Consider the following 19,179-nt stretch of genomic DNA (forward strand, 5'->3'; position numbering starts at 1 on the left):
CAGATAAACTTAGCCAATTAGTTATTACACAATGATGGTTATGGGCTATTTATTTGCAGTGACCCTACTTTGGGCATTTTCGTTTAGTTTAATTGGCGTATATTTAGCTGGGCACGTTGATGCATGGTTTAGCGTATTAATCCGTGTTGCGCTAGCTACATTGGTATTTTTACCGTTTATCAAACGCCTTCCTCCCGCTACCGCAATCAGGCTTATGTTGATAGGCGCTGTGCAACTTGGGATTATGTACAGTTTTTACTACCACTCATTTTTGTTTTTAAGCGTCCCCGAAGTATTGCTTTTTACTGTTATGACGCCGCTCTATATTACTTTATTAAACGATACCCTTAACAAACAGTTTAATCCGCAATTTTTTATTGTTGCCTTAATTGCCGTGCTGGGTGCAGTAGCAATTCGTTATGAAAATCTCGACAATGACTTTTGGCTAGGGCTGTTGCTTGTGCAAGGAGCCAATTTAAGTTTTGCAACCGGTCAAGTTACTTACAAACGGTTAATGCAAGGCAGGCAGCTTGACGACAAGGTGGCATTTAGCTGGTTTTTTATTGGTGCGCTTTTTGTTGCAGGCTTATGTTACGTATTATTTGGTAACCCGAGCAAGCTGCCAAGCACAAATACACAATGGGGGATTTTAATTTATTTAGGGATAGTGGCCTCAGGCTTGGGTTATTTTTTATGGAATAAAGGCGCAACGCTTGTCAATGTTGGGGCGTTGGCGGTCATGAATAACTTACTCATCCCTGCCGGTATTATTGTTAATATTGTTATTTGGAATAGAGATGCCGATATTTTTAGGCTAAGTATTGGTGCAGCAATAATGCTTTTAGCGTTAGTGGTTAATCAGATAATGACGAAAAAATAAGTTCACTTTTCTGTCGTTTAATTGTCATTAAGAGTTACTAAGGTAGTGCAACTTTTATTTTTTAAGGATAAACAATGAAGCGTATTACCTTATCTGCCAGTTGCCTTCTAATTGTTGCACTTACCGGTTGTGACGATGAAGTTAAAGTAGTCGAAAAAGACGTTTTAGTAACTAACACTGAAGTTGAAATTGTAGAAGTACCCACGCCAGTCGTTGTAGAAGTTGCCCAAGGTAGTAATGTTCAACTAGGCACACGCCCTGATTATTTAATTAACGACATGGCGCCAAGCGAGTTAAAAACACAATTAGCATCATGCCAAGATGGCCCATTTTATACGACAGACTTTTCAATTGGGCATCGCGGTGCGCCAATGCAATACCCTGAACATACTAAAGAATCTTATATTGCAGCAGCGCGAATGGGCGCAGGTATAGTAGAGTGCGATGTAACGTTTACAAACGATAAAGAACTAGTGTGTCGCCACTCACAATGTGACTTACATACCACCACTAATATTTTAGCTATCCCAGAACTTGCCGCCAAATGCAGTGTGCCATTTACCCCAGCCAATCCAAATACCGGGACTCCCGCTTCAGCAAAGTGCTGTACAAGCGATATTAGCCTGAGCGAATTTTTAACCCTTGAAGGAAAAATGGATGGTGCGAATCCTAAAGCCACCACAGTGGCAGAATACCTTGACGGCACCCCAAATTGGCGTACCGATTTATACTCAAAAACAGGAACGCTATTAACCCATAAGCAAAGTATTGAGTTATTTAAAGAGTTGGGTGTAAAAATGACCCCAGAGCTTAAGTCGCCTCAAGTTAGCATGCCTTTTGATGGTATGAGCCAAGAACAATACGCACAAAAAATGCTTGATGAGTACACGCAATTAGATGTCCCCGCAAATCAGGTATACCCACAATCGTTTAATTTAGACGATGTAAAATATTGGATTAACACCAACCCTGAATTTGCAGATCAAAGTGTTTATTTAGATGGTCGCGATAGTGAAGCTGGTTTTGACCCGAGCAATCCAGCAACATGGCAACCAAGCATGGCTGAACTGGTTGCTGACGACGTTAAAATACTTGCGCCTCCCATTTGGATGATGCTTACCATCGATAACGATAACAATATTGTTCCTTCACAATACGCAATTGAAGCAAAAGCGGCAGGTTTGAAGCTCATAGCATGGAGCCTTGAGCGCTCAGGGCCGCTAAATGAAGGGGGTGGTTATTATTATCAGTCAATTGCTGATGTAATCAATAACGATGGCGATATGATGACTGTAGTTGATGTTTTAGCAAAACAAGTGGGTGTAATGGGTATATTTTCTGATTGGCCGGCCACGGTAAGCTACTACGCAAGCTGTAATAAAATGCCAGCCAGCATTTAAAAACGCATTTCAGCGGTCGTTTATTCTGCTGCGCTCAGTTACCATAAAGGAATTACCCAACCTTTTTAACTGAGCGCTTTTATGATCATCCAACAACATAATACCGACTTACCAACGCCAACAGGCCTAATGCGAACCACAGTGTATCGTCCACAAGCCGATGGGCAGTTTCCTGCCATTGTTTTTTATTCTGAGATTTTTCAGCAAACGGCTCCTATTGCTCGAAGTGCCGCACTTTTGGCAAGCCATGGTTTTGTTGTACTCGTGCCTGAGGTATTTCATGAGTTAAACCCTATCGGAACTGTACTTGCTTACGATGATGCAGGTAAAGACAAAGGCAATGCGGATAAGTGGAAAAAACCGCTTGAGCATCACGATAGCGACACACAAACATTAATCGATTTTGTAAAATCGCAGCAGTATTGCTCAGGTTCAGTGGGAGCGATGGGTGTATGTATTGGCGGACATTTAGCTTATAGAGCTGCACTTAATCCCCAAATTAAAGCAGCGTTTTGCTTATACGCAACGGATATTCACAGCAATACATTACCAGCTCAAGAAGGAAACAATTCATTTGAGCGCATGGCCGATATACAAGGTGAAATACATTTTATTTGGGGTAAACAAGACCCTCATGTACCACAAGAAGGCCGCAGTAAAATTTATCAGCAATGTGTAACGACAGGCATTAACTACCAGTGGCAAGAAGTTAACGCGCAACATGCCTTTATGCGTGATGAAGGTGAGCGATACGACGGTGCATTGGCAATCGCAATGTACCAACAAGCCGTGGCGCTATTTAATCGCACTTTATAAACACTTAAAAAACGTCTTACTAAGTACTTTTCAGCATACCCAGCGCGGTATGCTGCTTTACAAAGTAGGCTTTTAAATAATCAATAAATAACCTAAGTTTTTTAGAGCCTGTAGCACCTGGCGGAAACACCCCGTAAAGCTCAATATCTTTAGTTTTGTAATCGTCTAATATGATCTCTAGTAGCCCAGCTTGCACCTTTGGCCAAGCATCATATAAGGGAATACGGCCAAGACCATGCCCTGCCTCTACAAATGCCGTGCGTGCTGCCGCATTATTTGTGCTTAAACCACCTTGCATTGTAATGTCGTGCTTTTTGCCATCTTTTTGAAGCGTTAAAGTTTTACTCCCCAGCTGATACACAACCCATTTATGCGCTCTTAACTCAGCTGGCGTTTTAGGTTTACCAAAATAGTTAAAGTAATCTGAAGAACCACAAATACAGGTACTCATTGTGGTCAGTTTTGTCGCTTGTAAGTTTGAGTCACTTAACGCAACACCACGAATGGCAATATCAAAACCATTTTTTATTATATCTACTACGTCGTCGGTTAGCTGTAGGTCGATCTCAATTTTTGGATATTGGCGCTTAAACGTATTTATAGCGGGTACAATTAATTGCATGCCTACATTAACGGGGCAACTCACTTTAAGTAAACCTTGCGGCTCGCTTTTTATATTCTCTATCTGTTGATTAGCGGCATTGGCTTGCTCAGTAATAACGCGACAACGCTCGTAGTACGCTATACCGGCCTCTGTAAGTGTCATTGTGCGAGTAGAGCGGTTTAAAAGTGTAACTTCAAGCTGGGTTTCTAATTTTTTTAAGTGATAGCTTGCCACAGCGCGTGTTAAACCTAATTGCTTAGCGGCGGCTGTTAAACTTCCCTGCTCTACAATTTGTGCAAACACCACCATACTTTTTAATTGCTCGAACGACACTTTCATGGCTTTTCCGCCTAGTTAAAATTCAACCCATTCATTGTATCAATTATTAAACCAATAAAGTCAAATTTATCATCGTTGTTTAAAGTAATTTAAATGCATATAGTAATAATACGAGTTTGGTGAATACCAAATACTAATTAACTCAATTATCGAAGGAATATAGTTATGGCTAAAAAAATACTTATGGTACTTACTTCACATGCGGATCTTGGTAACACAGGTGAAAAAACCGGTTTTTGGGTTGAAGAATTTGCAGCACCTTACTATGCATTTGTCGATGCTGGCGCTGAAGTGACACTTGCATCTCCTGCTGGTGGCCAACCGCCAATTGACCCTACAAGCACACTTGCTGATTTTCAAACCGATGCAACTAAGCGTTACGATGCAGACAGCGCAGCACAAGCGCTAATGGCCAACACACATGTACTAAGTGAAGTAAACTCAAGCGATTACGACGCAGTATTTTACCCAGGCGGCCACGGCCCATTATGGGATTTAGTAGATAACACCGATTCTGTATCACTAATTGAAAGTTTTGTTAAAGAAGAAAAACCAGTTGCTGGCGTTTGTCATGCAAGTGCTGTGTTTTTAAATGTTAAAGATGCAGACGGCAACGCATTAGTAGCAGGTAAAAAAGTAACTGGTTTCACCAACAGTGAAGAAGAAGCTGTACAACTGACCGACGTAGTTCCTTTTTTAGTGGAAGACGAGCTAATCAAAAAAGGTGGCGACTACCAAAAAACTGAAGATTGGGGTGTACTTGCCCTAGAAGATGGTTTGCTGATCACGGGTCAAAACCCTGCAAGTTCAGAGCTTGCTGCTAAAAAACTATTAACTAAATTGGGTTAATAGCATTTAAATACTAAAGGCCAACGCGGCCTTAATTAAGCACAGCATTTGAGCTGTGCTTTTTATTTGCTTTTCATTACCAAATACAATTCCTATACTGGCAACTGTTTAAGGTCAATTAGGGAAATTTATGACAACCAAGCCTACGTCTCTGTCATTACTAACAACGACTCGCTTTGCTATATTTAGCATTGTCGCTGCTTGCTTTGTACTTCAAGTTATTAATAGCCTTCCTGGTATAAACCTTAATGGTTTAGGTATTTACCCGCGCAGCATACAAGGATTAATAGGCATACTTTGCGCTCCCTTTTTACACGGTAGCTGGTGGCACTTTGCCAGTAACATGCTGCCTTTTGCGGTGCTCAGCTGGCTCATTTGTCAATACAGTGTTAAACGGTTCTACTCTGTATTTATTTTCACCGCACTTTTGGGCGGGTTATTAGTCTGGGCATTTGGCCGAAGTAGCCTTCATGTTGGTTTGAGCGGCGTAATATACGGGTTGTGGGGTTTTATTCTATGCTATGGCGTTGTTAGGCGTTCGCTAAAATCAATCGTAATCGCTATCGTTGTTGCCATACTTTATAGCGGTTTTATTTGGGGCGTATTGCCGCAACGCTTTCATATTTCGTTTGAAAGCCACTTATTCGGAGCCCTAAGCGGGTTGTTTTTAGGTTATAAATTAGCAAGAGCAGATAGACAAAAAGGTTTGTAAAAAACGATTTTAAGTGAATCAATTTAACAGTGAGGTTATTTATGAGCGATACAAACGATTACACACCAGCCAAAGTGTGGACGTGGGAAAGTGAAAGTGGCGGTAAATTTGCCAGTATTAATAGACCCATAGCAGGGGCAACTCATGACAAAACCTTGCCTATTGGCGAGCATTCATTTCAACTGTACTCGCTGGCAACGCCTAATGGCCAAAAAGCCGCTATTATGTTTGAAGAACTTTTAGAGCTTGGCCTTAATGATGCGCAATACGATGCTTATCTAATTAATATTGGCGAGGGAGATCAGTTTGGTTCTGACTTTGTTGATATTAATCCAAACTCAAAAATTCCTGCGTTACTCGATCACTCAACAACACCGCCAACTCGTGTATTTGAGTCTGGCTCTATTTTACAATATTTAGGTGAAAAGTTTGACGCACTTATACCCAAAAGCCTTGTAGCAAAAACCGAGTGCCGTAATTGGTTATTTTGGCAAATGGGATCAGCTCCCTATTTAGGTGGCGGTTTTGGCCACTTTTATAGCTATGCGCCAAGTAAAATGCAATACCCCATTGACCGCTTTACTATGGAAACCAAACGCCAACTCGATGTACTTAATCAGCATTTAAGCAGTAACGACTACATGGCGGGTGATGAATATTCTATTGCCGACATTGCTATTTGGCCTTGGTATGGCTCACTTGTTTTAGGCGACTTGTACGATGCTGCTGAGTTTTTAGACGTTGCCTCTTATACGCATGTTGTTAGGTGGGCCAAACAAATCGCTGAGCGTCCAGCGGTTAAAAGAGGTCGTCGTGTTAATCGCACATGGGGGCCCGAGGAAGAACAGTTAGCCGAACGACATAGCGCAGACGACTTTAAATAAAGTGCTATAACGCACCAAAAAAACCAGCTTAAATGCTGGTTTTTTATGTCCGCTATAAATATGGCGCTACTAAAATGATCACCTCACCCTGCCTGAAAGTAGAATATTTAATCATATCAATCTAGTATAAATTTACTTACCTAAAAGCAGTGAAAAGCCGTGTTCAAACTAACAAAAGAGCAAATTTATAAGCGCCTTAACAATGAAGAAGATGCTAAAGCTTGCAAAGAAATTGATGAGTCTGCATGTAAAGAGGTGCCCGGTAACTTCATTACTTTATTACTAAGCCAGCTGTTTAGTAAGTTTGCAGACGCACTACTCAACCCCAAAGTTACGCTTCCCTGGTTAATGCACAGCTTAAACGTACCTGGCAGCTTTATAGCCTGGCTTGTGCCAATAAGGGAGTCTGGCTCTTTACTTCCGCAGTTGGCCATTGCCGATGTGATCCGCAAATTATCTGTTCGTAAATGGGTGTGGGTAATTGGCGCTATTGCGCAATCGATATGTATATTAGCCATGGTAGGCGTTGCTTTTGTATTAGAGGGAAAACAAGCAGGCTTCGCTATTTTAGGTTTGTTAATATTATTTAGTTTAGCGCGGGGCTTTAATTCAGTAGCAGCAAAAGATGTACTGGGTAAAGTAATTCCAAAAAAACAGCGAGGCAATATTAGCGGCTTAGCGGCAAGTATTGCAGGTTTGGCAACCCTAACCTTTGGGCTACTGATGTGGTTTTTTTCACAGCAGAAAGAACAAAACACAGTATTAATTGCCTTGGTATTGGGCGCAATAATGTGGATTGTGGCGGCCTTTTTTTATAGCCGCATAAATGAATACAAAGGGGCAACCGACGGTGGGAAAAACGGGCTACTGCATGCATTTACAAAACTTAAACTCCTTTACCAAGATAAGCAATTTTCCCACTTTGTTGTCACACGTGCTTTTTTATTGTGCTCAGCTTTAAGCGCGCCATTTTATATTATTTTAGCGAGTCGCCAATCGTTTGAGTTTTCGTTACTTGCAACATTTATTGCTGTATCGGGGTTAGCCAGTTTAGTGTCCGCGCCAATTTGGGGGCGATTAAGCGACCTATCAAGCCAACGAGTTTTAGTGCTTAGTGCCATGCTTGTAACTCTTAATGGCTTAACGGTATTTGTTATTGCAACCTGGTTTAACCATTTATTGAGTGCTTGGTGGCTGCTGCCTACGCTTTACTTTTTACTCTCTGTTGCTCACCAAGGTGTACGCCTTGGCCGCAAAACGTACTTAGTCGATATGGCACAAGGAAACAAGCGCACCGACTATGTTGCAGTAAGTAACACGGTTATTGGCGTGCTTTTACTCCTGTTAGGCAGCATTGGATTGCTTGAGAGCTTTTTATCTACCGCTGAACTTATTTTGCTCTACAGCCTGCTTGGGTTTTGTGGCGCCATTAGTGCATTATTTTTACCTAAAATAGAGTAACCCTAACCATACCAACTTGCACTAATACCTAAAACAACTTAGTTGATTAAACTGCACTCTGGACAATAAACCTATCTTTAGCAAATATGTTCAGCGCTTAGGTTAATTAAGCTAACTAGCATAAACATTTTATTACAATTACTTACACCCTTACGTTAGTTTTTGCCGTAGGCTGAAAACAGTCAAATATTCGCCTACTTAAAACTATACAAAGGGATTTACCATGTTAAAACCGTTTAGTGCATTACTTATATTGCTTGCGCCTAGTACTTTATTAGCGCAAACCATGTCGATTAAAACCACTGAAGGGTTAGTAACAACCGACTCGACAACATTATTTGCTTTTAACAAAGAGCTTAAGCAGCTAGAGCGCATTGATTTACTATCAGCACAAAACTCTCAGCTCGTTCTGCCTGACAATGCAATTGGTTTTGACGTGGCAACACTTGCGAATACAAATGATAAGCAAGCGCTTGTGGTAGCAAGTGACGGCATTTACAAAGCGGATAAAGAAAAACCTTCACTTTTATTTGCATATACATCAGTAATAAACCAGTTAGAAGTAACAGAGTTTGAAAAAATAAACTTTATCATTGATGCCAACAAAGATGGCCTGAGTGATATTTTGCTCCCAGACTTAAACCAAACAACCCTTTATATTCAAACTAACAACGGCCAATTTACCCCTCATACTTTTGAAAAAAAGACGCAGTTTACTGGTGACTTTTCAAAAGATGGTCTCACCCTTGAGGTTGATATTAATAACCAACCTACAATTACGGATTTTAATCACGACGGCCTAAATGACTTAGTGTTTTTAAATAAAAAAGGCGCCGATGTGCTTTACGCAAATACTAATGGTTACAACAAAGCCATGGCTGACGTTAATTTTAATATTGAGTTGGGCGAGCTTAGTAACGGTGAAAAACGCAAAATAAAGCAGCTTCTTGATATAAACAACGATGGCTATTTAGACTTTATTACCAAGCAATATAAACCAGTGGAAGGTATGGATTCGCTCGATATTGACATAGCGCATAACCTTTACTTAGGTAATAAAACAGGGTTCAGTCAAACACCTATTAAATTGTTAAATACCAGCGGCCCTAGTCAGCTTGTATTTGAAACAGACTTTAATAACGATGGCTTAATAGACCTGCAAACAATGGACTTAGACATTGGCCTTGGCACTATTGCCTCTATGGCTATGGGCGGTGGTAAAACTGACGTAGATGTAGAAATGAATATTTATAAGCAACAAACCGATGGCTCATTTGCTAGTAAATCAAGTATAGAAATTGACCTTGAGATGGAAATAAATATGAGCAATGGCGATGCAACCCCACCCTTATACATAGGCGATATAAACGGGGATGACAAAACTGATGCGGTATATAAATACAGCAAAAAAACGCTCTATGTTTACTACGGCGAAGAGAACAATTTGCTGAACAAAAAGCGTAAAAAAATAAAATTAACCCTACCTAAAAAAAGTAAAGATATTTTGTTAGTTGACATTAACCAAGACGGTAAAAAAGACTTTGTATTTAAATTTACCGAAGAAGATGGCACCAGTAAAATTAAAACCCGCTTAAACTAACCACCTACACAAAAAGCCCAGTATTACTGGGCTTTTTGTGTCAGCTTTTACACATATTTACGCTTTAATACTGAGTAACGAATCAGATTCAGACAAGCCAAACTTTTCTTGAACAGCCGATAGTATAGCGTCTTTATCTTCATCGTTTATTTGGCTTGAATACTGCTCGAGTAATTCATCAAGGTAACTTACTACATCTTCTGTATTCACTTGCTCTAGTGAATTTTGTGGCGGTGGAGGCGGTCTTTGCCCTTCAGGTCGGCCAGCATCACCAATACTTTTAGCATCAAATTCAAGCTCGCTCATTAATTCTGCTAGCTCTTTAGTGGGTGAAATACCCTGCTCTTCAAACGCAGCTTGAATGCTCTTTGCATCTTCAGAGGTTAAGTTTTCGGGATCAAATTGCGCTAGCGTTTCTTTTACAAAATCACTTTGTTCTGATGTTAGCGATACAGCTTGGCTTTTTTGCTGCGGCATAAAATTAGTAGCGTTATTGTTTATTGAATTGATCATGTAAGTTTCCTTTCAACGTTCACGACGAGGTGGTTTATGTTCACTTAATTCTTGCTCGCTGATTTCCCCATTACCGTCAGCATCAATTTCATCAAAAATAGTCTGAGCGTCACCGTGAGGTGGCTTTTTAGTATTAAATTCATCAAAACTAATTGCACCATTGCCATCGGTGTCGAGAGTTGAAAAGTCTGGCTTAGGCGGTTTGTTATTACTTCCTTTTGCAGCAATATTGGCCGAAAAAACAATGCTAAGTAATACAATCATTGCCGTTGATGTTAAATGCTTCATAGTAATAACCTTATATTTAGGGCGTGTTGATACCGTAAACTTACACCTTAAAAACGCAAAAAATGTGCAAATAATAAGGAAGTATTAAATAATTTAAAAAATTGATGTGTTCTAGGGCGTTCTGGTTGCTCAATTTACAATCAGCAGATAAGCTAACGCAAGCATGTGTAAATGCGCGTAATACTGCCCTTAATTCTCAAAGCTGATATACTGCTTGAGCATATAAAACAACTAATTACAGAGCACTTTCTTAAATAATGATTAATAACCAACTCCACTTAGCAGGCAAGCTGTGAAAACACCAAAACGCTTACAACCCCTTATCGATGACGGTTTAATTGACGAAGTACTTAGCCGACTAATGAGCGGTAAAGAAGCCGATGTATTTGTAGTTCGCTGTGGTGAACACATTCGGTGTGCAAAGGTTTATAAAGATGCTGTTAAACGCAGTTTTAAAAAAGCCGCACAATACCAAGAAGGCCGAAAAGTTCGCGGTGGTCGCCAAGCTCGCGCAATGGGAAAACGCTCAAGTTACGGGCGCCAGTTAGAAGAAGAAATTTGGCAAAATGCTGAGGTTGATGCTCTTTCTCGTTTAGCTAGAGCCGGTGTGCGTGTACCCGATACATATTTTTGTGTTGATGGTGTTTTACTTATGGAGCTTGTGTCTGACAGCGAAGGCGATGTTGCGCCGCAGCTAGGCCATGTAAGTATGAGTAAAGAGGAAGCTATAAAACAACATACACTGATGATGCATTACATTATGCTTATGCTGTGCGCGGGTATTATTCATGGAGACTTATCAGAGTTTAACGTGCTTGTTGACGATAAAGGCCCTGTGATTATTGATTTACCGCAAGCTGTAAATGCGTCTGCTAACAATAGCGCTGAAGCCATGTTTGCTCGTGACGTAAACAACATGCGTCGTTACTATAGTGAGTTTGCACCTGAGTTGTTAAATACCCAATACGCTAAAGAAATGTGGGCGCTATTTGAAGAGGCAAAACTTACACCTAATTCTATACTCACCGGTGAATTTGAAGATGACAGCGAAGAAGCAGACGTTGATTCAGTACTAGACGAGATACAAGCTGCAGCCGATGAAGAGCAAGAGCGACTAGCGCGCATTAACTTTTCAGACGAAGAATAAAACGCCAACGTTTTTGTTAATCGCTTTGTTCCCTTATTGCGGGTGTACAAAGCGATAACCTACCCCATAAACAGATTGAATCACACTCTCTGTTTTAGTTAATTCATCCAGCTTTTTACGCAATTTTTTTATGTGGCTGTCAATCGTTCTATGACTCACAATACGCTGATCGGTGTACATGGTATCCATTAAGCTATCTCGTGAATAAATTCTACTCGGGTTATTAAACAAAGGTTTAAACAACTGAAACTCAAAGTTAGTTAGCTCAATGTCGTTATCTTGGTATTTTACTTTATAGGTGGTTTCATCTAATTGCATTACCGATGTTTGTACTGCTGAAACGTTGAGACGCCTTAAAATAGCTTTTACCCGCGCAACCAACTCTGCGTAACTAAACGGTTTACAAATATAATCATCTGCGCCTAACTCAAGCCCTAGCAAGCGATCTATTTCTTCCACTTTGGCCGATACCATAATAATAGGCACATTAGAAAAACGCCTAATCGCTTTACATAATTCGATTCCGCTTTGACCTGGTAACATTACGTCTAGCAAAATAAGGCTTGGCCTATTAATTTCAAGCCATGGAAGTACGTCATTCCCATGGTGTATTTGATGAGTATTAAAATGATGATTCATTAAAAAATCACTCATTAGATTAGATAATTTTTCTTCATCTTCAACTATCAAAATGTGTTCACTCATTGGCACCTCTATTCGTAACGTAAATTCAAACCACTTAATAAAGTAGGCAATTTAAAGATTAGGTTTAAACATTGTTAAATGGTTGGCAGGCGTATAATAATAGCTAAACCACCTAGGTCCGCTTTTTCTGCGACTATCTCACCATTATGACCTTCAACTATATGTTTACAGATTGATAAACCAAGGCCTGAACCACCTTCTTGGCGGTTACGCGCACCATCAACTCGATACAGGTATTCAAACAAATGCGCTAAATGTGAAGACTCTACCCCAACCCCATTATCCTCAATACTCAGCTCAATAAATGACTGCCCTTTTTTACTTATGTTTTTAGCAGTTATTGAAATAGTCGTGCACTGAGCATAATGAACTGCATTCATTAAAATATTATCAAACAACTGCAGTAGCCGTGTTTTATCAGCCTCAACATTGGCGTATTGAGCACTATTTAATAGATAAAGTTTGATTGTATGCTGCTCAAATATAACCTGATATTTTTGCTCGATTGTATTTAACAGTATTGTTAAATCGGTTGGCTGCATGGTGTAATGCATCCCCCCTAATTCGGCACTATTTAGCATATGTAAATCATCTATTAGGCGCTTTAAATGCATCGCCTCATCATTAGCTGAACTAATATTTTTGGTATTAGGCTCACGTACCCCAAGTAACATTGCTTCAAGTTCACCCAGCAAAATACTCATTGGTGTTCTTAATTCGTGAGAAATATTAGCTAACCACCGTTTACGTACTTGCTCATCTTTAGCTAGTGTAAAGGCCAGTGTATTAAAATCTTCACTTAATTGGCCTAATTCGTCTTTTCTATCAAGAGTCAGCTTAGTAGTGAAGTGACCTTGCGTAAGCTGATGCATCCCGGTTGCTATTTTTTTTACCGGGCTTACTAAATGCCGTGATAGTAAAAAAGTTAACAGCAACGTAAATAACGCAGCAGCTATAGCAATAAACCATAAGTAGTCTGTTTGCTGTTCTAAAAAATCAAGCTCGTAGCCATCAACTAAATTATCTCTTTTTGAAACAGCTAAATAACCAATGACTATATTGTTAACAGTAATTGGCGTATTGATATAGGTGAGTTCATCGAGATAACGCCCTCTTATCGGTTGCTTATTTTTATCAAGTAACGCGTAATGAGCAATATCGTTTGGTCTGGGAGGGCCTTTCATATCAAAACGACCGCGTTCAGGTGGTGGTGGCCTCATTGACCGGCCTCTAGGACTTGGGCGCTCTGCAAATTCAGAAAATTGGCTGCTTTGTAACTCGGCTTCAACAAGGCGTCTAAAACTTTTATTGTCACGGATGACTTCGTCCCACGAGGCACTGCTTTCATATTGCTTTGCGAGCTTTGTAACAAGCGGCTCAAGTGCTTTTATTTCTTTTGCATTCACATAATCAATAACACCTTGGCCTATGCTCCATTGTATGAGCACCACCAGCCCCGCAATAATGCTAAAGGTAAAGCTAAACAAAATTAAAAAAAGTTTATTGTGAATTTTCATTGGGAAGCGTTCACCTAAAAATTAAACCGCCATTTATAACTTGGCCATATTTAAATAAGTTTAACAACTAAACGTGCAAACAATGTGCACCTACTTAAAAAATTGTACAAAAAAGGCGACCTAAGTCGCCTTTGTATTGTTTAGTTTTTTAAATGTTTATCAAAAAAATCTAAAAAAGCCTGCAGCGTTTTAACGCGATGTGCTTGATGCGATAAATAATGATCGCCATCTTCTAACTCAATATAAGTAACGTCTTTATTTTCATCGTCTAATTCATCTTCCATTTCCCGACTATGGTAAACAGGCACTACACTGTCATCACTGCCATGAACCAATAATATAGGTCGGTTAATCTGCTTTGCATACGTTACAGGAGAGTTAGCTTCTAGCATATCGTCGTCTGTACCAAACTGTTTTCTGACTATTTCTTTATTGGTAAAGTAACGCGCTTTAAAAACAAGGTGTTCTAAATCACTTACGCCTGCAAAACTGGCAGCACATTTAAATGTTTCAGGGTGCTTAACAACCGCCATTAACGCTGCATAACCACCATAACTTGCGCCACCAATACAAATTTTTTCAGGTTGTGCAATACCTTGTTCAATAAGCCAATTGGCGCCATCTTGTAAATCGTCTTGCATGGCTAAACCAAAACCCTGAATAGATTGCATTAAAAACTCATAACCATATCCGCTTGAGCCTCTAAAGTTTGGCTGTAATACAGCGTAACCATGATAAGCCAATAATGCAGTCCAATAATCAAAGTTAGCGTAATCTCGCGCCATTGGACCACCATGCGGAAATATTATAGTGGGTAATTTGTCGCCCTTTTTATACCCTACAGGCAACGTTAAATAACCTTCAATGGTTAATCCATCTCTCGCTTTGTAACTAATGCGTTCTTTACCGCCGTATACTGTTTCATCAATTTGCGGATAAGCATGAGCAAGTAAAGACAATTCATTTTTAGTTCTATCGCCAAGAAGGTACATGCCAGAGGTGCTGTCTGAGGTAAAGTAAACAATATACTTTTGTTGGTCTTCGGTGGTGCTTACAATGTCAAGATCGTACTCATCTTTAGCGAGCGATGCACGTAGCGAACGGTACAATTTATCTAAATCTGCATCCCAGTAGTTTACCCCGTCCTCTAAATGAGAATCAGTAAAGCCTGCAACCTCACCTGTTTTGCTAGAATAAAAAATAGAACCATCAAAGTCGTATTTATCATTACTGTAAATTAACTCGCGCTCTTTAGTAGTTAGGTTAAGTCTAAACAATGCATCTCGCCTGTTGTGCAAAGCCGAGATATATAAAAGGTTAGGGTTTTTATCAAACCCTAATATAGAAATACTTTGCTCACTAAATACTTCGTAATCAAATAACGTGTCCCAGTCTCCGGTCTCAGCGTTAAGTAATTCATAAGTAAATTGAGTATCGTCCATTATTTTAGCGATTCGCACATTGCCTTGTCTGTCGGAAAACCACGCTGTAACATTATTACGAGGCCTTTGTATTTGCGTTCTGCGCAATGTGGTTAGGTCTAACTCGTATACCGCAGGAGTATTAGCTATTTTAAAGTCACCCTGCACTAAAATTTTATTTTTTTGCTTAGGTAAAAAACTAACAATTTTATCGGCAAACTGTGGCTGTCTCTCGCCACGAGCGGCATTTCCCCTCATAGCCAACTTAATGCCTTTATCGTTAGTTAAGTTATAAGCATACATAAGTGTTGAAGTATATTTAGCACCACCAAATTGGTACTTTATATGGCGTGCACCAAGCAACAGAACATCATCATTCGCCCAACTATACCAGTCAAAAAATACAGTTTGGTTGTCAGACTGTAAAATAGGAGTAATAACACCTGTTTTAAAGTTTTTTACCATTAAAATTAAAGTGCCTTTGTTGTTTCTTACAAAGGCAAGGTTTTCACCATTAGGCGAAAGCTTTACTTGGCTAAAGTCTTTTAAGCCCGCAAAGGCTTCTATCGGCAATTTTTTATCTTGTTCGGCGAGAGTATTAAAGCTAATAAGAGTGATCAATGCAGCAGCAATAAGTTTACGCATCAAAAGTCCTTTTATTTTTATGTTTTTAAATCAGGTCCGTATTCTATAACTGAGGGCGCTTAAGAACAAATTTATCTTTTGTCGTACTAAAGTAATCGCCACCCATTTTCCCTACAGCCTCTAATCGAGCAGGATCAATATAACCGTTTACTAATATTTCATCATCAACACATATACCAACAATATCCAATAACATCATTTTTCCGCCACCGGCTTTTTCTGAAACCGTAATTACATCACGCAAGGTACATTCATAGCGTACTTTAGAAGCCTCTACACTTGGCGGGCTCACTAATGTACTTGGCGCCTGTTGTATATTTACTTCATCAAACTCGCTCACGTTATTGGGGTAATTGGCACAGCTTTGGTTCATTTGTTTAACTAAGTTATGGCTAACAATATTGACCACACACTCTTTAGTAGCCAGTAAATTAGTTAACGTGTCTTTGTTAGCGTGAACACGCGGATTTACCTGAGTAACACTTAATACAGGGGGATTACAGCTTGCTACGGTAAAAAATGAGTAAGGGGCAATGTTCGCAATCCCTTTTTCGCTTAACGTGCTGATCCATGCAATGGGGCGCGGGCTTATACCGCCCACTAAATATGAATATACATTGTGATCAGCATTACTAGTTAAATCTAAAAACATATTTTTCCTTATTCTTATTAAAACTAAATCGCAATTTAAAACCTTTACGTACTAACAACTTTAACTTTTTATTTTATTGCGTTTTTTGTAGCAAACAGTACCTGTTAATGAAAATACAAACGCAATAAAAAACCAAATAACGTGAACATTAATATACTAATTTAAGCTAAGAGTCGTAAATTAAATGCGTGAAAAAATAAATATAGTGTGGTTTAAACGCGATTTACGCCTAAGCGATCATCAGCCATTAAAAAGTGCGTTTGATACTGGCCTACCTACCTTACTAATTTACAACTTTGAACCACTTCTGCTTGAGGATGCACATTATAATGAACGACACTGGCGCTTTGTGTACCAGTCTATTGTTGATTTAAACTCTCAATTAGCGCGCTTTAATGCAAAGGTGTATATATTCAATGAGAACATGCAAACTCTGCTTCAAAGGCTTAATAAGCAGTTTGAAATATCATATATTTTTAGCCACCAAGAAATAGGGCTAAATAATACCTTTGAACGCGATTTAGCAATTAAAGCTTGGTGCCACCATAACCATATTAACTGGCAAGAATCGCCAACAGGCGCTGTTATTCGTGGTAAAAAAAACCGTGACAATTGGAACGAACGCTGGCAAAAAACAATGCAGGCTCCGCTTGCTATACCCAATTGGAAGAATGTTAATACCGTCAAACTTAAAAATTATAACAATCCAGAATTACCTGAAACTTACACTCAAGATGATGACAATTTTCAGCAGGGCGGCCCGCTTCATGCAAGAGAAGTTATGCAAAGTTTTTTTACCCAGCGCGGTAAAGGCTATCAAAAAGGAATATCTAGCCCTAGCTTAAGCCGCACCCATTGCTCTAGACTATCGCCATATTTAGCATGGGGAAATATAAGCCTTAGGCAAGTTTATCAAACTGCGATTGACGTTTATCATTCAAACCATCCCGATAAAAAAGGTTGGAAGCGCCCGCTTGCTGCTTTTGTATCTCGTTTGCATTGGCATTGCCACTTTATGCAAAAATTTGAAAGCGAATGCACTATGGAGTTTAAAGCATTAAACCCGGGCTATCATTCATTTCCGTATCGTACCGATAAACATGTAAAGCGTGACATTGAGCGCTGGGCGCAGGGGCAAACAGGCGTGCCTATAATAGATGCATGCATGCGCTGCTTAAAGGCCACCGGTTATATTAACTTTAGAATGCGCGCTATGTTGGTGAGCTTTGTAACACACCATTTAAATATAAGCTGGCAGCAAGCAAGCTTTCCATTAGCTAATTATTTTTTAGACTTTGAACCAGGTATTCATTATCCGCAAATTCAAATGCAGGCATCGGTTACGGGTATTAATACCATTCGCCATTACAACCCGATAAAGCAATCTGAAGATCAGGACCCAACAGGCGCCTTTATAAAAAAGTGGTGCCCTGAACTTGAAAAGCTCCCTATTGAATATTTACACGAGCCGTGGGAGCAAACACCAATGGAAGCGCTTTTTAACGATTTTAAACTGGGTGAAGATTACCCCGAGCCTATGCTTGATTTAACACTCGCCTCAAAAGACGCCCGCGAGCGATTATGGCAATACCGAGATCGTCCTGAAGTTAAACGTGCCATAGGGAAAATACTTAGAAAGCATGTTGCAATCACACCAAACACAAGCAAAGTAAAAAATAAAAACACCGCTAAAAATAACACTCAGGTTAAGTAACTATGGCGCATAAAAAACTAAACCTACCGCAAAAAATTTGCCCTATCTGTAATAAACCGTTTGCGTGGCGTAAAAAATGGCAACGAGATTGGGACAATGTCATTTATTGCTCAGAGCGGTGTAAACGAAATAAAAAGTGATTGCAATTTACTGGCGTCTATTTTGCAACATCATCTGAAATTAATGTTTTTTCGGTTTTATTTAAGCTTTTTGTAAATAACGCTTACCTAATCTGAAAAACTTACATTTAAACAAGGAGAAGATGATGACGATTAAAAAAACGGCAAACTCAACCTGGTCTGGCGATATTAAAACAGGCAAAGGCAGTATTTCAACGCAAAGTGGTGCACTTGATAAACAGCCGTACGGCTTTAATACCCGTTTTGAAGATGAGCCAGGCTCAAACCCTGAGGAGCTAGTAGGTGCCGCACACAGTGCCTGTTTTAGCATGGCGCTGTCGCTTGCATTAGGTGATGCTGGTTTTACAGCCGATAAAATTGATACCAAAGCAACGGTAAGCCTTGATGAAGTAGGCGATGGCTTTGCAGTGACGCATATAGCACTTGAAGTAAAAGCACGTATTAGTGACATAGCTAATGAGCAGTTTCAGGCCTTATGTGAGCAAACTAAAAAAGGCTGCCCTATCTCAAAGCTGCTTAATACCGAAATTTCACTTAAAGCAACACTCGATAGCGCCTCATAACCGACTCATAGTTATTTTCAATAATATGCAACTTAAGCCAAGTGAGTTTTTTACTTGGCTTTGCATTCATTAGCCAACCCTTTTTGAGTTGTTTAAATCTAATAAATCGTTAAGTAGTGCAATCCCCATACCCAACGCCGGCCATATTACCCATAAATAATTTGGCGAGGAAATTAAATTAATGACTGTTAACAATGCTAATACAGCTAAATAACGCTTTAGATTTTCAAAAAATGTTGATGTATTCATATTTACTCTCCTCTTTGTGTATAGGGTTATTTTTAAGCATAAACAAAACAAATACAGCTGTTAAAAGTCACTCAATATTA

The 19,179-nt window shown here is 39.6% G+C and carries 20 protein-coding genes; 12 read left to right on the forward strand and 8 right to left on the reverse strand.

What is annotated here, in order from left to right; genetic code table 11:
* The first annotated feature begins 40 nt into the window (after positions 1-40).
* The 3 genes from R0J88_RS03085 to R0J88_RS03095 all read left to right on the forward strand — a co-directional run bounded on the left by R0J88_RS03085 (position 41) and on the right by R0J88_RS03095 (position 3,096).
* Positions 41-880 (forward strand): carboxylate/amino acid/amine transporter, encoded by an 840-nt coding sequence (locus R0J88_RS03085; RefSeq protein WP_410899042.1) that lies wholly within the window; start codon positions 41-43, stop codon positions 878-880.
* Between the two features lie 74 nt (positions 881-954).
* Positions 955-2,280: a glycerophosphodiester phosphodiesterase family protein gene (locus R0J88_RS03090; RefSeq protein WP_410899043.1), complete on the forward strand. Its 1,326-nt coding sequence runs from the start codon at positions 955-957 to the stop codon at positions 2,278-2,280.
* A gap of 81 nt (positions 2,281-2,361) precedes the next feature.
* On the forward strand, positions 2,362-3,096 hold the full coding sequence (locus R0J88_RS03095) for a dienelactone hydrolase family protein (RefSeq protein WP_008132282.1): 735 nt from the start codon (positions 2,362-2,364) through the stop codon (positions 3,094-3,096).
* A 19-nt stretch (positions 3,097-3,115) separates the two neighbouring features.
* Here R0J88_RS03095 and R0J88_RS03100 read toward each other — a convergent pair whose 3' ends face one another.
* Positions 3,116-4,039 carry a LysR family transcriptional regulator gene (locus R0J88_RS03100; RefSeq protein WP_248519210.1) on the reverse strand — a complete coding sequence of 308 codons (924 nt, stop codon included), beginning with the start codon at positions 4,037-4,039 and terminating at the stop codon, positions 3,116-3,118.
* Between the two features lie 165 nt (positions 4,040-4,204).
* Here R0J88_RS03100 and R0J88_RS03105 point away from each other — a divergent pair, with 165 nt between their 5' ends.
* The 5 genes from R0J88_RS03105 (at position 4,205) to R0J88_RS03125 (ending at position 9,545) form a co-directional block, all read left to right on the forward strand.
* Positions 4,205-4,888, forward strand: a complete 684-nt coding sequence (locus tag R0J88_RS03105) for a type 1 glutamine amidotransferase domain-containing protein (protein ID WP_010557046.1) — start codon at positions 4,205-4,207, stop codon at positions 4,886-4,888.
* A gap of 130 nt (positions 4,889-5,018) precedes the next feature.
* Entirely contained in the window at positions 5,019-5,600 is a 582-nt protein-coding gene (locus tag R0J88_RS03110; protein ID WP_410899044.1) for a rhomboid family intramembrane serine protease, read from the forward strand.
* Between the two features lie 41 nt (positions 5,601-5,641).
* Positions 5,642-6,484, forward strand: coding sequence for a glutathione-dependent disulfide-bond oxidoreductase (yghU, locus tag R0J88_RS03115; protein WP_058429568.1), 843 nt, complete (start codon positions 5,642-5,644; stop codon positions 6,482-6,484).
* A 159-nt stretch (positions 6,485-6,643) separates the two neighbouring features.
* Complete coding sequence (locus R0J88_RS03120; protein ID WP_410899045.1) at positions 6,644-7,945, forward strand: MFS transporter; 1,302 nt, start codon at positions 6,644-6,646, stop codon at positions 7,943-7,945.
* Between the two features lie 223 nt (positions 7,946-8,168).
* Entirely contained in the window at positions 8,169-9,545 is a 1,377-nt protein-coding gene (locus R0J88_RS03125) for an FG-GAP repeat domain-containing protein (protein ID WP_410899046.1), read from the forward strand.
* 57 nt (positions 9,546-9,602) lie between these two features.
* On the opposite strand, the gene R0J88_RS03130 is transcribed toward R0J88_RS03125, so the two are convergent.
* On the reverse strand, positions 9,603-10,058 hold the full coding sequence (locus tag R0J88_RS03130; protein ID WP_008132298.1) for a hypothetical protein: 456 nt from the start codon (positions 10,056-10,058) through the stop codon (positions 9,603-9,605).
* A 12-nt stretch (positions 10,059-10,070) separates the two neighbouring features.
* A complete protein-coding gene (locus R0J88_RS03135) occupies positions 10,071-10,346 on the reverse strand; it encodes an EF-hand domain-containing protein (RefSeq protein ID WP_008132299.1) in 276 nt (91 codons plus the stop codon).
* Between the two features lie 292 nt (positions 10,347-10,638).
* On the opposite strand from R0J88_RS03135, the gene R0J88_RS03140 reads away from it, so the two are divergent.
* Positions 10,639-11,493, forward strand: coding sequence for a PA4780 family RIO1-like protein kinase (locus tag R0J88_RS03140; protein ID WP_008132303.1), 855 nt, complete (start codon positions 10,639-10,641; stop codon positions 11,491-11,493).
* Positions 11,494-11,526: 33 nt separating this feature from the next.
* Here R0J88_RS03140 and R0J88_RS03145 read toward each other — a convergent pair whose 3' ends face one another.
* From R0J88_RS03145 to R0J88_RS03160, 4 genes are all read right to left on the reverse strand, one after another.
* Positions 11,527-12,198 carry a response regulator gene (locus R0J88_RS03145; RefSeq protein WP_006791444.1) on the reverse strand — a complete coding sequence of 224 codons (672 nt, stop codon included), beginning with the start codon at positions 12,196-12,198 and terminating at the stop codon, positions 11,527-11,529.
* Positions 12,199-12,272: 74 nt separating this feature from the next.
* Positions 12,273-13,715 carry an ATP-binding protein gene (locus R0J88_RS03150; RefSeq protein ID WP_410899047.1) on the reverse strand — a complete coding sequence of 481 codons (1,443 nt, stop codon included), beginning with the start codon at positions 13,713-13,715 and terminating at the stop codon, positions 12,273-12,275.
* A gap of 140 nt (positions 13,716-13,855) precedes the next feature.
* Positions 13,856-15,781, reverse strand: coding sequence for a prolyl oligopeptidase family serine peptidase (locus tag R0J88_RS03155; protein ID WP_410899048.1), 1,926 nt, complete (start codon positions 15,779-15,781; stop codon positions 13,856-13,858).
* A gap of 43 nt (positions 15,782-15,824) precedes the next feature.
* Positions 15,825-16,433, reverse strand: coding sequence for a flavin reductase family protein (locus R0J88_RS03160; protein ID WP_410899049.1), 609 nt, complete (start codon positions 16,431-16,433; stop codon positions 15,825-15,827).
* A 184-nt stretch (positions 16,434-16,617) separates the two neighbouring features.
* Between R0J88_RS03160 and R0J88_RS03165 the strand changes: the two genes are divergently transcribed.
* The 3 genes from R0J88_RS03165 to R0J88_RS03175 all read left to right on the forward strand — a co-directional run bounded on the left by R0J88_RS03165 (position 16,618) and on the right by R0J88_RS03175 (position 18,850).
* Positions 16,618-18,147 (forward strand): deoxyribodipyrimidine photo-lyase/cryptochrome family protein, encoded by a 1,530-nt coding sequence (locus R0J88_RS03165; RefSeq protein ID WP_410899050.1) that lies wholly within the window; start codon positions 16,618-16,620, stop codon positions 18,145-18,147.
* Positions 18,148-18,149: 2 nt separating this feature from the next.
* Positions 18,150-18,287 (forward strand): DUF2256 domain-containing protein, encoded by a 138-nt coding sequence (locus R0J88_RS03170; RefSeq protein WP_006791449.1) that lies wholly within the window; start codon positions 18,150-18,152, stop codon positions 18,285-18,287.
* 125 nt (positions 18,288-18,412) lie between these two features.
* The gene (locus tag R0J88_RS03175) at positions 18,413-18,850 is read left to right on the forward strand and encodes an OsmC family protein (protein WP_410899051.1); all 438 of its coding nucleotides are present in this window, start codon (positions 18,413-18,415) and stop codon (positions 18,848-18,850) included.
* A 69-nt stretch (positions 18,851-18,919) separates the two neighbouring features.
* Here R0J88_RS03175 and R0J88_RS03180 read toward each other — a convergent pair whose 3' ends face one another.
* A complete protein-coding gene (locus R0J88_RS03180; protein WP_410899052.1) occupies positions 18,920-19,099 on the reverse strand; it encodes a 2TM domain-containing protein in 180 nt (59 codons plus the stop codon).
* Positions 19,100-19,179 lie beyond the last annotated feature (80 nt).

The organism is Pseudoalteromonas sp. SIMBA_162 (genome assembly GCF_046535955.1).
Lineage (GTDB): Bacteria > Pseudomonadota > Gammaproteobacteria > Enterobacterales > Alteromonadaceae > Pseudoalteromonas > Pseudoalteromonas marina.

Bases quoted from the DNA above. Each gene is read 5' to 3' on its own strand.
- R0J88_RS03085 (WP_410899042.1), top strand. From the start codon at position 41: ATGGGCTATTTATTTGCAGTGACCCTACTTTGGGCATTTTCGTTTAGT.
- R0J88_RS03090 (WP_410899043.1), top strand. From the start codon at position 955: ATGAAGCGTATTACCTTATCTGCCAGTTGCCTTCTAATTGTTGCACTT.
- R0J88_RS03095 (WP_008132282.1), top strand. From the start codon at position 2,362: ATGATCATCCAACAACATAATACCGACTTACCAACGCCAACAGGCCTA.
- R0J88_RS03100 (WP_248519210.1), bottom strand. From the start codon at position 4,039: ATGAAAGTGTCGTTCGAGCAATTAAAAAGTATGGTGGTGTTTGCACAA.
- R0J88_RS03105 (WP_010557046.1), top strand. From the start codon at position 4,205: ATGGCTAAAAAAATACTTATGGTACTTACTTCACATGCGGATCTTGGT.
- R0J88_RS03110 (WP_410899044.1), top strand. From the start codon at position 5,019: ATGACAACCAAGCCTACGTCTCTGTCATTACTAACAACGACTCGCTTT.
- yghU (WP_058429568.1), top strand. From the start codon at position 5,642: ATGAGCGATACAAACGATTACACACCAGCCAAAGTGTGGACGTGGGAA.
- R0J88_RS03125 (WP_410899046.1), top strand. From the start codon at position 8,169: ATGTTAAAACCGTTTAGTGCATTACTTATATTGCTTGCGCCTAGTACT.
- R0J88_RS03130 (WP_008132298.1), bottom strand. From the start codon at position 10,058: ATGATCAATTCAATAAACAATAACGCTACTAATTTTATGCCGCAGCAA.
- R0J88_RS03135 (WP_008132299.1), bottom strand. From the start codon at position 10,346: ATGAAGCATTTAACATCAACGGCAATGATTGTATTACTTAGCATTGTT.
- R0J88_RS03145 (WP_006791444.1), bottom strand. From the start codon at position 12,198: ATGAGTGAACACATTTTGATAGTTGAAGATGAAGAAAAATTATCTAAT.
- R0J88_RS03150 (WP_410899047.1), bottom strand. From the start codon at position 13,715: ATGAAAATTCACAATAAACTTTTTTTAATTTTGTTTAGCTTTACCTTT.
- R0J88_RS03155 (WP_410899048.1), bottom strand. From the start codon at position 15,781: ATGCGTAAACTTATTGCTGCTGCATTGATCACTCTTATTAGCTTTAAT.
- R0J88_RS03160 (WP_410899049.1), bottom strand. From the start codon at position 16,433: ATGTTTTTAGATTTAACTAGTAATGCTGATCACAATGTATATTCATAT.
- R0J88_RS03165 (WP_410899050.1), top strand. From the start codon at position 16,618: ATGCGTGAAAAAATAAATATAGTGTGGTTTAAACGCGATTTACGCCTA.
- R0J88_RS03170 (WP_006791449.1), top strand. From the start codon at position 18,150: ATGGCGCATAAAAAACTAAACCTACCGCAAAAAATTTGCCCTATCTGT.
- R0J88_RS03175 (WP_410899051.1), top strand. From the start codon at position 18,413: ATGACGATTAAAAAAACGGCAAACTCAACCTGGTCTGGCGATATTAAA.
- R0J88_RS03180 (WP_410899052.1), bottom strand. From the start codon at position 19,099: ATGAATACATCAACATTTTTTGAAAATCTAAAGCGTTATTTAGCTGTA.